Annotated in this window: 16 protein-coding genes; 8 read left to right on the top strand and 8 right to left on the bottom strand. The window is 71.5% G+C overall.

The genetic code is table 11. The features are described 5' to 3' along the window. Positions 1–19 precede the first annotated feature (19 nt). The 5 genes from ABD944_RS06835 (at position 20) to ABD944_RS06815 (ending at position 4,208) form a co-directional block, all read left to right on the top strand. Entirely contained in the window at positions 20–658 is a 639-nt protein-coding gene (locus ABD944_RS06835) for a TetR/AcrR family transcriptional regulator (protein ID WP_345173428.1), read from the top strand. Between the two features lie 106 nt (positions 659–764). After that, positions 765–2,372, top strand: coding sequence for a peptide chain release factor 3 (locus tag ABD944_RS06830; RefSeq protein ID WP_345173426.1), 1,608 nt, complete (start codon positions 765–767; stop codon positions 2,370–2,372). A 210-nt stretch (positions 2,373–2,582) separates the two neighbouring features. Next, complete coding sequence (locus ABD944_RS06825) at positions 2,583–3,242, top strand: COG4315 family predicted lipoprotein (RefSeq protein WP_345173425.1); 660 nt, start codon at positions 2,583–2,585, stop codon at positions 3,240–3,242. Further along, entirely contained in the window at positions 3,232–3,732 is a 501-nt protein-coding gene (locus tag ABD944_RS06820; protein ID WP_345173423.1) for a COG4315 family predicted lipoprotein, read from the top strand. Before ABD944_RS06825 ends, ABD944_RS06820 begins: the two co-directional genes overlap by 11 nt. Beyond that, on the top strand, positions 3,729–4,208 hold the full coding sequence (locus ABD944_RS06815) for a hypothetical protein (protein ID WP_345173421.1): 480 nt from the start codon (positions 3,729–3,731) through the stop codon (positions 4,206–4,208). Before ABD944_RS06820 ends, ABD944_RS06815 begins: the two co-directional genes overlap by 4 nt. 24 nt (positions 4,209–4,232) lie before the next feature. On the opposite strand, the gene ABD944_RS06810 is transcribed toward ABD944_RS06815, so the two are convergent. The 6 genes from ABD944_RS06810 to ABD944_RS06785 form a co-directional block, all read right to left on the bottom strand. Next, positions 4,233–5,252: an aminotransferase class V-fold PLP-dependent enzyme gene (locus ABD944_RS06810; RefSeq protein ID WP_345173420.1), complete on the bottom strand. Its 1,020-nt coding sequence runs from the start codon at positions 5,250–5,252 to the stop codon at positions 4,233–4,235. A 126-nt stretch (positions 5,253–5,378) separates the two neighbouring features. Further along, the gene (locus ABD944_RS06805; RefSeq protein ID WP_345173418.1) at positions 5,379–6,374 is read right to left on the bottom strand and encodes a hypothetical protein; all 996 of its coding nucleotides are present in this window, start codon (positions 6,372–6,374) and stop codon (positions 5,379–5,381) included. A 339-nt stretch (positions 6,375–6,713) separates the two neighbouring features. Next, positions 6,714–7,463, bottom strand: coding sequence for an amino acid ABC transporter ATP-binding protein (locus tag ABD944_RS06800; protein WP_345173417.1), 750 nt, complete (start codon positions 7,461–7,463; stop codon positions 6,714–6,716). Then, the gene (locus tag ABD944_RS06795; protein WP_345173415.1) at positions 7,460–8,368 is read right to left on the bottom strand and encodes an amino acid ABC transporter permease; all 909 of its coding nucleotides are present in this window, start codon (positions 8,366–8,368) and stop codon (positions 7,460–7,462) included. The genes ABD944_RS06800 and ABD944_RS06795 overlap by 4 nt, the downstream gene beginning before the upstream one ends. Further along, positions 8,329–9,201: an ABC transporter substrate-binding protein gene (locus ABD944_RS06790; RefSeq protein ID WP_345173414.1), complete on the bottom strand. Its 873-nt coding sequence runs from the start codon at positions 9,199–9,201 to the stop codon at positions 8,329–8,331. Before ABD944_RS06790 ends, ABD944_RS06795 begins: the two co-directional genes overlap by 40 nt. A gap of 34 nt (positions 9,202–9,235) precedes the next feature. Continuing rightward, complete coding sequence (locus tag ABD944_RS06785) at positions 9,236–10,066, bottom strand: SAM hydrolase/SAM-dependent halogenase family protein (protein ID WP_345173412.1); 831 nt, start codon at positions 10,064–10,066, stop codon at positions 9,236–9,238. A gap of 424 nt (positions 10,067–10,490) precedes the next feature. Between ABD944_RS06785 and ABD944_RS06780 the strand changes: the two genes are divergently transcribed. Continuing rightward, positions 10,491–10,637: a hypothetical protein gene (locus ABD944_RS06780; protein ID WP_345173411.1), complete on the top strand. Its 147-nt coding sequence runs from the start codon at positions 10,491–10,493 to the stop codon at positions 10,635–10,637. Between the two features lie 94 nt (positions 10,638–10,731). Here ABD944_RS06780 and ABD944_RS06775 read toward each other — a convergent pair whose 3' ends face one another. After that, on the bottom strand, positions 10,732–11,151 hold the full coding sequence (locus ABD944_RS06775; protein WP_345173409.1) for a hypothetical protein: 420 nt from the start codon (positions 11,149–11,151) through the stop codon (positions 10,732–10,734). Positions 11,152–11,262: 111 nt separating this feature from the next. Between ABD944_RS06775 and ABD944_RS06770 the strand changes: the two genes are divergently transcribed. Together ABD944_RS06770 and folP are read left to right on the top strand one after the other, a co-directional pair. After that, a complete protein-coding gene (locus ABD944_RS06770; protein WP_345173408.1) occupies positions 11,263–12,420 on the top strand; it encodes a hypothetical protein in 1,158 nt (385 codons plus the stop codon). A gap of 203 nt (positions 12,421–12,623) precedes the next feature. Further along, entirely contained in the window at positions 12,624–13,373 is a 750-nt protein-coding gene (folP, locus tag ABD944_RS06765) for a dihydropteroate synthase (protein ID WP_378188471.1), read from the top strand. On the opposite strand, the gene ABD944_RS06760 is transcribed toward folP, so the two are convergent. After that, positions 13,370–14,026: a dihydrofolate reductase family protein gene (locus ABD944_RS06760; RefSeq protein WP_345173406.1), complete on the bottom strand. Its 657-nt coding sequence runs from the start codon at positions 14,024–14,026 to the stop codon at positions 13,370–13,372. The two genes, folP and ABD944_RS06760, sit on opposite strands and share 4 nt — an antisense overlap. Positions 14,027–14,074 lie beyond the last annotated feature (48 nt).

The raw sequence follows: 14,074 nt of genomic DNA, 5'->3' as shown, positions 1-14,074 counted from the left end.
GCGGGGTAGGGTGGCCGGCATGGCGAGCACGCGCACGGCCGCGTCCACGCGGTGGGCCGGCGTCCCCGCGGGCCGGCGCCGCGACGAGCGGCGCGCCATGCTCCTGCGGGCCGCGTTCCGGCTGTTCGGCGAGGAGGGCGAGGCCGCCCTCACCGTCCGCGCCGTGTGCCGCGAGGCCGAGCTCCACACGCGCTACTTCTACGAGAACTTCGCCGACACCGGCGAACTGCTCGCCGCCGTCTACGACCGGGAGGCCGCCGCCCTCGGCGAGGTCCTCGCCCGCGCCCTGGACGGGGCGGGCCCCCGCCCCGACGTCCGCACGCGCGCCGGCATCCGCGGGGTGCTGAGCTTCATCAGCGACGACCCCCGCCGGGGCCGTGTCCTGTTCGCCGAGGCGCGCGGCAACGAGTTCCTGGCCGAGCGCCGCCGCGCCGCGCAGACCGCCCTGCTGGAGGGCGTCCTCGCGATGAGCCGCGCCGAGAGCCCGCCGCTCCCCGTCGTCGTCGCCGCGACGATGTTCACCGGCGCGATGACCGAGCTGGCCCGGCAGTGGGCCGACGGACGCCTGGGCGACGATCTCGACGCCGTGGTCGACAGCGCCGTCGAGCTCTCCCTGGCCCTGCACGCCGCGACCGCCCCCCACCTCCCCGCCGGTTAGCGGCACCGGGGCGGAGCCGGTCCGGAACGGTCGGCGCCTCGCGCATCTCTTCCAGGGGGAAATCGACCCTAGAGTATGGGGGACGGTCGGCGGAGAGGGGAGCGCGGTGAGCGCCGGAATCGGCACTGCGGAGGACGTTGCGGCGGAGGCGGCGCGGCGCCGGACGTTCGCGGTGATCAGTCACCCGGACGCTGGCAAGTCCACGCTCACCGAGGCGCTCGCCCTGCACGCGCAGGCGATCGAGCAGGCCGGCGCGGTGCACGGCAAGGCCGGGCGGCGCGGCGTCCGCTCGGACTGGATGGACATGGAGCGCTCCCGCGGCATCTCCATCACCTCCTCGGTGCTGCGGTTCGAGTTCGGGGACGCCCTGCTGAACCTCCTCGACACCCCCGGCCACGCGGACTTCTCCGAGGACACCTACCGGGTGCTGGCCGCCGTCGACGGGGCGATCATGCTGCTCGACTCGGCCAAGGGCCTGGAGGCGCAGACGCTCAAGCTGTTCGACGTCTGCCGGCACCGCGGCATCCCCGTCATCACGTTCGTCAACAAGTGGGACCGGCCGGGCCGCGAGCCGCTGGAGCTGCTGGACGAGGTCGAGCAGCGCATCGGCCTGCACCCGGCGCCGCTGAACTGGCCGGTCGGCATCGCCGGTGACTTCCGCGGCCTGATCGACCGCGCCGACGGCTCCTACACCCGGTTCCGCCGCACCCCCGGCGGCGCCACCCGCGCGGCCGCCGAGCGCGTCCCGGCCGACCGGGCCGCCGCCGAGGAGGGCCAGGCCTGGGTGACCGCGAACGAGGAGCTGGCGCTGCTGGAGGAGATCGGCGCCGTCCTCGACATGGACGCCTTCGCCGCCGGCTCCAGCACCCCCGTCCTGTTCGGCGCCGCGCTGCCCAACTTCGGCGTCGGCGCGCTGCTCGACACCGTGCGCCGGCTGGCGCCCGCGCCGTCCGCGCGCACCGACGCCGCGGGCCGCGCGCGCCCGGTGACGGCGCCGTTCTCCGGGCAGGTGTTCAAGGTGCAGGCGGGCATGGACCGGGCGCACCGCGACCGGCTGGCCTTCATCCGCGTCTGCTCGGGCCGCTTCGAGCGCGGCGCGACCCTCACCCACGCCCCGACCGGGCGCCCGCTGGCGACCAAGTACGCCCAGACCGTCTTCGGCCGCGACCGCTCCACCCTGGACGCCGCCTACCCGGGAGACGTGATCGGTCTGCCCAACGCCTCCGGCCTGACCGTCGGCGACACCCTGTACACCAAGACCCCCGTGACGTTCCCGCCGATCCCGGCGTTCGCGCCCGAGCACTTCATGGTGGCGCGGGTCAAGGACAACAGCCGGGCCAAGCAGTTCCGCCGCGGCATCGACCAGCTCGACGGCGAGGGCGTCGTGCAGGTGCTGCGCAGCGACCTGCGCGGCGACCAGGCCCCCGTCCTGGCCGCGGTCGGCCCCCTCCAGTTCGAGGTGTTCACCGCGCGGATGGCCGACGAGTTCGGCGCCCCGGTCGAGCTGTCCCGCCTCGACTACACGACCGCCCGCATCACCGACAAGGAGTCCGCCGAGACGCTCGACGGGCGCCGCGGCGTCGAGGTGCTCACCCGCAGCCTCGACGGTTCGTACATCGCGGTCTTCGTCGACAAGTGGCGGGTGCGCGCGATCGAACGCGAACACCCCGACCTCACCCTCACCCCCATGCTCGCCGCGGGCGTCCCGGACTGACCCCCGGCGCCGCCTAACGCCCCGGCAGCCGAGTCCCAACTTCCCCGGCCCCGGGCTCCCCCGCCGCCATGGGCACGCCAACGGTCGTTCAGCAGCGGAAAAGACCAGTTCATGGCCGTGATGGGGCAGTTCGCCCCCCTTCCGGGGCGGGTATGCGGCGCGGAGGAAGGTACCGGCCGTCCGGTACCGCGCTCCGAGGGGAGGCCACGCATGTTCGATCACTATCCGGCCGGCGGCCGTTCATCCGATCCGGCCGTCGTCCGGCGCCGCCGCCGGGCACGGATCGCGCCGCTGGCCGTCGGCGCGGCCGCCGTGGTCGCGTCCGCCGTCGCCGGATGCGGCGGCGGGTCGAGCACCTCGTCCCAACCGACGACGTCGCCCCCGACCTCGCCACCGACGACGTCGCCCCCGTCCTCCCCGACGACCGCGCCCCCGACCTCGGCCACCCCCACCGGCGGCGCCGGCGGGGCGCCCGGCGGCACGATCAAGACGGCGACCGTGGGCCAGCTGGGGCAGATCGTGGTCGACGGCCAGTCCCGGACGGTGTACCTGTTCCAGAAGGACACGGGGACCACGTCGTCCTGCTCCGGATCATGCGCCGCGGTGTGGCCGCCCGTCACGACCAGCGGGAAGCCTCAGGCCGGTTCGGGAGCGGACGCGGCGAAGCTGGGCACCACCAAGCGGAGCGACGGCACGACCGAGGTCACCTACAGCGGGCACCCTCTTTACTACTACGCGCCCGACGGCACCGCGAGCGGCAGCGCCAAGGGACAGGGGCTCAACCAGTTCGGCGCCAAGTGGTACGTGCTGTCCCCGTCCGGTTCTGCGGTGACGAAGCAGCCGTCGGGCGGCGGCGGTGGTGGCTACTGAGACGGGCCGTCCCCGGACGGCCCTGTTCGGCGGCAGGCTCGTCGCCGCCTCCCTCGCGGCGTCGGCGCTCGCCGGGTGCGCGACCGCGACCAACTCGCAGAATCCCGGCCGGACGCAGATCAGCACGGCGGAGGCGCCGCACCTCGGGCAGATCCTGGTGAACGAGAAGGGACGAACGCTGTACCTGTTCGTCGCCGACCCGCCGAACCAGTCGACCTGCTCGGGAGCCTGCGCGAGCATCTGGCCTCCGGTGACCACCGAGGGCGCCCCGACCACGGCCGGAAGCGCCCAGCGGTCCCAGATCGCCACGATCAGCCGCTCCGACGGCCCCCCGCAGATCGTCTACGGGGGCCACCCGCTGTACTACTACCAGGCCGACACCGGACGCGGCGACACCCGCGGCGAGGCCCTCACCCAGTTCGGCGCCGAATGGTACGCCGTCTCACCCCAGGGCCAACAGGTCGAGAGCGGAACGAGCGCATCGCCATGAGCAATGTGCTGCGCTATCTGGGCGTCCTGCTGCTGTTCGGCATCGGCGCGGTCCATTTCTACGAGTACCTCGCGGACCACTACCGCGTCATCCCGATCATCGGCGTGCTGTTCCTGCTCAACTTCGTCGGCGCGGTGGTGCTGGCGCTCGCCCTGGCCGCCCCGCTGAGGTCCCTGCCCGGCCTGTCCTCCGTGCCGGTCGTCGGTCGCGCCCCCCACGCGCCCGTGGCGCTCGGAGCGATCGTCTTCTCGCTCGGAACCCTCATCGGTCTTCTGATCAGTGAGCAGAGCGCGCTGTTCGGGTTCCACGAATACGGCTACCGGACGACCGTCATGCTCGCGCTCGGCCTGGAGTCCGGCGGCGTCGTCGTCCTCTCCGCCTTCCTGGCACTCGAAGCGCGCCGGCTGCGTCCGCCCGCCGGAATGGGCAGAAGCCGAGCGTCCGTGCGCGACCAGAACGTCCCGCCCCGCCGATGAGACCGCGCTCGTGCGGGGCCTGGCTCAGGCCAGGGCAGCGATGGCGGCGTCGACGTCGGCCTCGGTCGTGTAGAGGTGGAAGGCCAGGCGCGCCGCGCCCTTGCGGACGGATGCCCGGATACCGGCCGCCGCGAGCCGTTCAGCCGCGCCCGGCCGGGCGACGCTGACGATCGCGCTGTCACCCGCCGGCATGCCGAGGCCGGCCCGGAACCGGTCGGCCATCCGCACGTCATGCTCGTGGATCTGCCCGATGCCGATCTCCAGGAGCAGCTCCAGCGTGGGGGCGGCCGCGACGTAGGAGAACCACGGAGCCGCGATGTCGAACCGGCGGGCGTCCTTCGCCAGCCGCAGCGGCGGGCCGTAGGAGGCGTCGCCGTCACCGGCGTACCAGTTGGCGGCGAGCGGCCGTATGCGGTCGCGCACGGCCGGGCTCACGTAGCAGAAGGCGGTGCCGCGCGGGCACATCAGCCACTTGTACGCCGAGACGGCGAGGACGTCGAAGGGCGTCGCGTCGACCGGGAGCCAGCCGACCGCCTGGGTGGCGTCGCCGACGACCAGCGCGCCGTGCGCCCGCGCCGCCGCGACGACCTCGTCGACGGCGGCGACCTCGCCCGTCGCGGACTGGACCAGGCTGAAGGCGACCGCGTCCGTGCGCTCGTCGATCGCGCCGGGCAGCTCGGCGGGCGGCACCGTCCGCACGTCGAGATCCTGCACGAGCCAGGGGAACAGGTTCGACGTCTGCTCGATGTCGGGGACGAGGACGCGCGAGCCCGGCGGAAGCGAGGCGGCGACCGGGGCCAGCACCTGCGAGGCGGAGGCGCCCACGGCCACGTCCTCGGCCGCGACGCCGACCAGGCGCGCGAACGCGCCGCGCGCGCGACCGGTGGACCGGTCCCACCTGTCCCAGCCGTTGGCCCCGCGGCGCCACTCGGCCAGCGCGCCCTGCAGCGCCTCGAACGCCGGCTCCGGCGGTATGCCGTAGCTCGCGGTGTTCAGCCAGCCCGGCTCCGGGTCCCACATTCGTACCGCTTCGTCCAGTTTCACGCTGGTGAGCCTAGAGCGTGCCGCGCGCGGACGAGTGTAGGGAGGGGCGGCCGCCCCTCCCCACTCGTGGTGACTGCTCCGGACAGGCCGCGGCACATGCCGCGGCCCGCCCGGCCGATGCGACCGTCAGGCGGGAGCGCCCTTCGGCGAGATGAAGCAGTGCTCGTCCTTCGACCACTGCACCTTCGGGATCGGGCGCCTGGCGGCGGCGAGCGCAGCGAGGAAGACCACGCCCATCCCGACCCAGACCAGAGGTCCGGGGGCCTGCACCGCGCCCAGGACCCCGAGAGCGGCACCGATGAAGCCGATCAAGCACCCCATCGGACTGTCGAGCAGGTAGAGCAGGCTCGACACGTGCAGCGAGACCTTGCCGCTCACCCAGGCACCGATGAACGTCGGCACCGCGAAGGACAGGATGCCGGCGCCGGTGCCCAGCAGGAGCACCTTCCCCGACGACAGCTCCGAGAACCCTCCGCCGAGGCCGAGGCTCGCCCCCCACACCGCGAGGGCGGTGAGGGGAATCGCGACGAGATCCGCCACCGCCAGGATCCTCAGCCGGTCCACGGCCTTCGGATAGTGCTCCTCGTCGTACAGGCAGTGGAGGTAGTTCCAGAAACTCCAGGCACCGAGAAGTCCGCAGACGATCCCGATCCCCGTCTCCCAGGGAGAGTGCTCGAACCCGTTCCAGGGCTCGTTGACCACCACGACTCCCGCGAACGCGGCCACGCGGAACACGACGCTCCAGACGGCGCCCCGAAGAACGCCGGCCGGCGCCTCCGCCGGATGCCGGAAGATCGTCCACAGTACGCGGCCGTTGGAGCAGAGCGGCCCCAGAGCGGACATCGTGATGATCGCCCCCATGCCCACCAGCTGGGAGCCGTAGGGGTAGCCCACGTTGATCACTGCGAGGCCGAACGCGAGGCGACCGACGACCACTCGGTCGTACGGCGTGAGCGACCGGAACGGAAGGGCCTTCCTGGTGAGCCAGACCGTGCCGCCCCAGATCACGAGGGCACCGGTCACACCCGTGACCAGCCCGCTCGCCAATGGGTCGGCCAGGGTGTTGAAGGCCCAGCCGATTTGTTGGATCAGCAATTCGATGAGTACGACAACGCCGTACACGGGTCTCTCCTTTGAGACTGCCTCCGCCCCTAGGGCGGAGTTGGCTGTGATCCCGTGGATCACGGCGTGTTCTGGCCGTTCGAGCCAGGACACGCCGGGATTCCGCAGAATCCGGACATGTCCCGGCGGATGGCCGGAACAGTGAAGACAGTGTGGGCAAGAGCGGCGGGCGCAGTGCGGTCGGCGAAGAAAAGACGCAGATCACACGGTCGGTCGCGGGCTTGGCGAGGGCGTGAACGCGAACGGCGGCACCCTCGTTCACACGAGGGTGCCGCCGTTCAGACGAACACTTCTCCGCGGCCGGTCGCCCGGATCCGCCGCCCGTCCCGGGCGCCCGGTTCAGAGGCGGCGGGACTCCAGGACGCGGCTCAGGAACTCGCGGGTGCGCGGTTCGGTGGGCTCTTCGAAGATCTGCTCGGCCGGGCCGCGTTCCAGCAGGACGCCGTCATGGAGGAAGCAGACGGTGTCGGCGATGTCGCGGGCGAACCCCATCTCGTGCGTCGCCAGGATCATCGTCATGCCGGAGTCCTTGAGCTCCCGGATGATGCCCATGACCTCGGTGACCAGTTCGGGGTCGAGCGCGGAGGTCACCTCGTCCAGCAGGAGCAGGCTCGGCCGGGTGGCCATGGCCCGGATGATCGCGACGCGCTGCTGCTGGCCGCCCGACAGCCGGTCGGGGTACTCCCCGGCCTTGTCGGCCAGGCCGAACCGTTCGAGCAGCTCGTGCGCCTGTTCCGCGGCCTCCGCCTTCGAGCGCTTGTGGACGCGGAGAGGGGCGAGGGTGATGTTGTCCAGCACCGACATGTGCGGGAACAGGTTGTAGGACTGGAACACCATCCCGATCCGCTTGCGGACCTTGTCGGGGTCCGCGCGGGGGTCGGTGATGTCGTCGTCCTCCAGGAAGATCGCGCCGTCGTCGACGGTCTCCAGGACGTTCACGCAGCGCAGCAGCGTCGACTTGCCCGATCCGGAGGCCCCGATGAGGCAGACGACCTCGTGCGGCGCGACGTCCAGGTCGACGCCGCGCAGCACCGGGTGGGCGTGGTAGGTCTTCCAGACGCCCTCGATGCGCAGCAGCGGGGTGCTCATCGGCCGCCTCCGGGGGCGCGGCGGCGTTCGGCGCGCGCCGCGAGATGGTCGGTGAACCGGGCCATCGGCACCGTCAGCGCGATGAACAGCACCGCCGTGGCCAGGTAGGGGGTGTAGTTGAACGTGTCGGCCGAGTGGATCTGCGCCTGCCGCAGCGCCTCCAGCGGACCGAGCACCGCGACGAGCGCGGTGTCCTTCTGCAGCGAGGCGAAGTCGTTGAGCAGCGGCGGGACGACCCGGCGCACCGCCTGCGGCAGCACCACGTACCGCAGGCTCTGGGCCTTGCTGAGGCCCAGCGACCGGGCCGCGGCGCGCTGGCTCGGGTGGATGGAGTCGATGCCGGCCCGGAACACCTCCGCGACGTACGCCCCGTAGGACAGGACGAGCGCGAACCCGCCCAGCACCGCCGGGCTCTCGGGCACGCCCTGCAACCGCAGCGCGGGAAGCCCGAATCCGACCAGGTACACCAGCAGGATCGTCGGGATGCCGCGGAACACGTCGGTGTAGGCGACGGCCAGCGCCCGCACCGGGAACAGCAGCGGAGTCCGCATCCCCCGCGCGAGCGCGACCAGCAGCCCCAGCACCAGGATCGCCACCTCGGCGATCAGGAAGATCCGTACGTTCAGCCAGAAGCCGCGCAGCACGTCGGGGAACGCGCCGGTGAACTCGCCCCAGTTGAAGAACGTCTCGTGCACGCGGGGCCAGCCCGGCGACCCCACCACGACGACCACCACGACCGCGGCGCACAGCACCGTCGAGGCCGCGGCCACCGATCCGGACCGGACGTCGGCGCGGCGGCGCCGGCGCTCGCGTTCGCGCTGCCGCTCGCTCTTGACCCAGGCGGTCTGCCCGCCCGCCTGCGCGGTCACTTCAGGACGGGTGCGCCGGCCGACGCGGTCAGCCACTGCTGCTGGATCTTCGCCAGCTCACCGGACGACTTCAGCTGCCCGATCGCCTGGTCGAGGCAGCCGGCGAGCCCGCTGCCCCGCTCCATCAGCAGCCCGAAGTGCTCGGTGGCGCCGCCCTGCGACTGCGGCAGCTGACCGACGATCTTCGAGTCGTCGATCTGCGCGGCGGTGACGTAGAAGGCGGTCGGCAGGTCCACCACCAGCACGTCCACCTGCTTGTTCTTCAGCGCGTTCACCGCGTCGATCTGCGTGTTGAAGATCTTCGGCTCGTCGGCGGGCTTGAGCTGGTTCTTCACCGCCTGCAGCGACGTCGTCCCGACCTGGACCGCGATGCGCGCCTTGCTCAGCTCCGCGACGGTCTTGGCGTTCTCGAACTTGCCGCCCTTGAGCGTCACGACGCCCTGCTGCACGTCGTAGTAGCCGTCGCTGAACGCGACCGCCTTCTCGCGCGCGGGGGTGACCGAGATCTGGTTGATGTCGAAGTCGAAGGTCTTGGGCCCCGGCGCGTACGACGACTCGAACGACTGGGTCTTCCAGACCACCTGGTCCTTGGTGAAGCCGAGCCGGCCGGCGACCGCGTAGGCGACGGCGCCCTCGTAGCCCTGCCCGTTGGACGGGTCGTCGTCCTTGAACCACGGCTCGAACGCCGGCTTGTCGGTCGCGATGGTGAGCTTGCCGGGCGACTTCAGCGGCAGCTTGTCCTTGGCGCAGGAGGCGGGGCTCTTGCTCGCCGAGGCACCGGAGTCCTCGTCCTGCGGGGCGCAGGCGCTGACGGCGAGGGCGAGCGCGGCGGCGCCGGCGAGCGTTGCCACGAGGGGACGGCGGATCACAGGAGATTCCTCCGGCGGTGAGAGGGGGTAAGGGTCATGGACGCGGCACCGCGCGCAGAGTGAGGGTCTGCGCGCCGGCCAGGCCGAGGGCGTCGGCGGCACGTCCCTGGTTGACGCCCAGGGCGAGCCATCCGGACGAATCGGTCCACAGCAGCGGCTCCCCGACCGCGACGCTGCCGAAGGTGAGCTGGAACGGGACGCGGACCGTCCGGGACGGACCGCCTGCAACGTTCCACTCCACGTCAAGGGGGGTGCCCGGCTCCAGCGTGCCGAACGCCTCCGCCAGATCGCCGGGCTCGGCGCCCAGCACCTGGCTGCCGAACCGGTCGGTGTACAGCACGGGAACGGTCAGCTCCCCTGGCCGGACCACCGGGGGCGGGACGTCCAGCGGCAGCGGGTCGACGGCCGCACCGAGATCCGCCGCGTCCACCCCTGCCGCGACGTGGGCGGCGGCGGGAGAGAAGACGTCACGTCCGTGGAACGAGGTCGAGACCTGGGGCAGCCGGTAGGCCGGGTTCTCCAGCGCGTGCGCCCGGACGATCCCGCCCAGCGCCTCCGCCGCCGGCACCAGCAGCCCGTTGTCCGGCCCGACCAGCACATCGCCGCGCCCGGTCGCGATCGCCAGCGGCCGGCGCGAGGTGCCCACGCCCGGATCCACGATCCCGACGTGCACGCCCACCGGCAGGTACGGCAGCGCCTGCCGCAGCAGCATCGCCCCCTCCCGCACGTCGAACGGCGTGATCTCGTCGCTGAGCACCAGCACGTTCGCGTCCGGGGCGATCCCGTACACCACCCCGGCGCAGATCGCCGTGTACGCCGCGCCGAAGTCGGTCGCCAGGCTGACGAACGGACGACTTTGCGGCATGGGCGACCTCATGAAACGGAAGGGATGGGTGGTACGAGAGTGGAAATCCTACCAAGTCGATAGATTAGCCAACTCCGCCGCCTCCCCGTGCGCCAACGGCCCGACCGCGATCCCGCGCCGCCACCCTCACTCGCCCCGCCTTCCGCGGCACCGAAGGCTTGCTGGTCCCGGACCGCTGGGGACGGTCGTCCACACAGGAGGACTGGTGCCAAGGTGAGCCCCGCGGGGGCGGGGCCGGCTGCCAGTCGGAACAATGCAGAACAAGACAACCGGGTGGGTCGCGGGAGCGATCCTCCTTCTGATCGTCGGCGGAACGGGGACGACCGGACTCCCCGGGTCCGGTTCCTCCTCGGGTGGCTCCGGCGGCCCTGCCGCCCCGGCCGCTCCGGCCGCTCCGGCCGCTCCCCACAGCGGGGAGACGCAGGTGACCTCCCGCCTCTGGCAGATGCAGACCGGAGACTGGAAGGTCTTCCTGAAGGACGGCGGAACGGTCAACCTGCCCAAGGCCGTGGGCGACAAGTGCGACCACGGCAGCACCTACTCCTACGCGCAGAAGGCGTGCAAGGGATAGGCGCCGATTGACCGGAGTTCCTGGAGCGCACCGGCGCTCCAGGAACTCCGAACCTCGGCGCCCCGCGTTCCACGGCGTTCCTCCGCACCGGCCGCTACGGATCGCCTGGCGCGGCCGTGTGGTGGGGGTGCCCGTGGGTGCGCCGCTCCTCCTTGAGCCGTGCCTCGTAGAGGTGCCGTCGACCAGCGGTCAACGACTCCCGTACGCGCGCCTCATAACGTCGGAGCGGTTCGTAGTAGGTGTCTTCGTACTCCTCGACCGCCTGGAAGCTCCAACGGTCCGGGAGGACGTTGCGGCCCACGAGTTCGCGCGACAGCTCGTCCGCGAGTTCCTGGTGCCCGGCCTTGGCGAGCAGCTCGGCCGCGTCGCCCAACTCGAAGTCGGCCTTGCCGGTGAGCTGGTGCCACGAGTAGAGATGGCCCCGGGCGCGCTCGACGCTCTCCAGGGCCTCGCTCAGCTTGCCCACGGCTTTCACGGTCGCCTCGTCGGGCTCGGGACTGCTGCCAGCGATCATGCGGGCTTACCTTCCCCTCTGACCTCCGATGATGCGCTCCCCCGCGCCTCCGCACCGACCGGCGGCCTAGACTGCTGGGCCGGATCAGGTCGCTTCACGGCAAGGGGTCTCATGGGCAACGGCGTCCCGCCTCAACGGCAGAGTCCGGAGAGCGACCGGCTCGCGGAGCGCATGGAGGCGGCGTCGGACGCGGAGAAGGCGTCCATCCTCGTCGACCACTACGCGGCGGCCACCGCCGGACCTCCCTCGGCGTGGACGGACGAGTTCGTCGCCCGGGTCGAAGAGTTCGGGCTCTCCGTACTGCAGATCCGGCGAGCGGCCACAGACCTCGCCTGGCTGGCTCGCAAGAACGGTCAGGGCTACCTGGACGAGACCGACCGGGCGCGCATCCTGGCGGCGAACAACACCCGTACCGCGCGGCTCTGCCTCGTCTACATCCATGGCCAGCGGCTGCGCTTCGACTTCAAGTTCGCGCAGCTCCACCGGCTCTGTATCGGCTGGCTGGCCGAGTTCGACGACGACGCCCTCGTCCTGAGCTTCGCGGCCTTCTCCGCACTCGGCACCCGCGCTTCGAACGCGCCCGGCCTGTTCCGGCGGGCGGTCGACGCTCCCGACGCGGACGACAAGAGCAACCAGGTGCTCCTGACGGGCATCAATTTCGCCGACCACTTGCCGGAACAGCCGCAGATGATGCTGGACCTCTCCGACGAGATGATGGCGCGCGGCCAGGAGAACGCCATTGTCTACTACCGGCGCGCGTCGGCATATCGGAAACTGGGCCGGTTCGCTGACGGGCTCCACGAGATAGACCGGGCGATAGACGCCCTCGGCCCCGGCGACGTTCTGGTGCACGAACAGTTCACGCAGGAGCGGCGCTCGATCATCCTGGCCCAGGATCTGCAGAACCAGATGGAGCGCAACACCCAGGCCATCGCGGACTCCATCGCCGCCCAGGTGGACGAGAGAATCGCCGCGGCGTCGGCCGAGCTCGAACAACGACTCGACGAAGCGTCGCTGAGGCTCGCCCAGCGCGTCGACGCGGCGCAGGAGATGGTCTCGTCCGGCCTGCTCAAGATGGTGGAGATCCTCGGGCTCTTCGTCGCCCTCGTCGGTTTCATCGCCGGGTCCGGAGCAGTGGTGATCAAATCGCAGGGCCTCCAGGAGCGGGCGCTCTCCATGCTCCTGGTGGTCGGCGGGGCTTTGGTCTTCTTCACTCTCCTGCGGCTCGTCACCACCGTGGGACGGCGGCGGGTGCGACCGGAGAGGTAGCCTCCGGCCCCCTTGCTATGCTGGCGCCAAGTTCAACTTAGGCGGCTATTGTGAGCGAAAAGAACGCTTTCTACCACCCCGAGATTATTTGCCCCGAACGGACGATCGGGCGGCGCACGTTCGATTTCTCGCGGCAGGTCGCCGTGATGGCGATAATCAACCGCACTCCCGATTCATTCCACGACCGGGGCCGCACTTTCGCCTTGGACAAGGCATTGGTCGCAGTAGAGAACGCGCTCGTCCACGAAGCCGACTGGCTGGACATCGGCGGCGTCCCTTTCGCTCCCGGGCCTCCGGTGAGCGTCGAAGAGGAGATCGACCGCGTGGTCCCGGTCATCGAGGGCGCCCGATCCCGCACCGACGCGGTGATCTCCGTCGAGACGTACCGGCCCGAGGTCGCCCGCGCCGCCTTCGCCGCCGGCGCCGACGTCCTGAACAACACGAGCGGCCTGCACGACCCCGCCCTCGCCGACGTGGTCGCGGAGGCCGGCGCGACCCTCATCGTCACGCACAGCCTCGCCGACCCCCGGACGCCCTACCCTCGCCCGCAGTACGACGACGTGGTCACCGAGGTCGCCGAGTTCCTCCGCCTGCGGGCGGCCCTGGCCGAGAAGCACGGCGTGCCGGCGGACCGGATCATCATCGACCCCGGCCACGACCTGAACAAGAACACCCACCACTCGCTCGAACTGACCCGCCGCCTCCCGGAGATCGCACAGCTCGGCTACCCGCTGCTCGTCGCCGTCTCGAACAAGGACTTCATCGGCGAGACCCTGGAGCGGGACCAGCACGACCGCGTCGAGGGCACCATCGCCACCCTCGTCGTCTCCATCCTGAGCGGCGCGCGCATCGTCCGGGTCCACGACGTCGCGGAGGCGAGGCAGGCGGTGAACATGGTCGAGAGCATCCTCGGCTGGCGCCCGCCCGCCTACGTCCGCCACAACGTCGTCTAGCCCTGGGCCCTGCGGTACCGCAGGTAGAGGTAGTTCTCGTCCGGGATCGCGTGGCACAGTTCCATGCGCTGCATGTCGATGGCCGGGCCGTCGAGGACGCGCGCGGCGTCGCCGGCGGTGACGACCGGACTCAACGTCAGGCACAGCTCGTGCAGCCAACCCGCGGCGGCGATCTGGGCGAGCAGGACCGGCCCTCCCTCGCAGAGCTGGCGCTCGTACCCCTTGTCGGCCAACCGCCGCAACGCCATGCCCATGTCCGTGGAGTCGGTCCCGCACACCAGGACCTCGGCGTGCTTCTCGGCCTCGCGAAGCCGGTCGGCCGGGGCCGCCCCGCACGTGATGACGATCGGCGGCGCGGGCGCCTCCGCGAACAGCGGCCCGTCGAAGTCGAACCGCAGGCTCCGCGACACGATCGCCAGCTTCCGCGCCTCCTTCGGATACGCCCCGTACTCCCGGACGGTCGTGGCCCCCATGATCACGACGTCGGCCAGCGTCCTGAGCCGCTGCATGAGGGCCCAGTCCCCCGCGTACCCGAGTGCGCTGGTGCTCCCCTGGTACTGGATCCCCCCATCGAGCGACGCGATCATGTTCGCCCGCAGCCACGGCGTCGTCTCCGGATAGGCGTACTGCTCCAGCATCGCGCTCACGTCCATCTGAGCACTGTAAAGGCTGCCGCCGTCCCGCCCCCGCCCCGGACCATG

This window comes from Actinomadura verrucosospora (assembly GCF_039540335.1).
GTDB classification, from domain to species: domain Bacteria; phylum Actinomycetota; class Actinomycetes; order Streptosporangiales; family Streptosporangiaceae; genus Spirillospora; species Spirillospora verrucosospora.
Note: the sequence above shows the minus strand (reverse complement) of the source record. Positions and strands in the feature narration are given on the sequence as shown.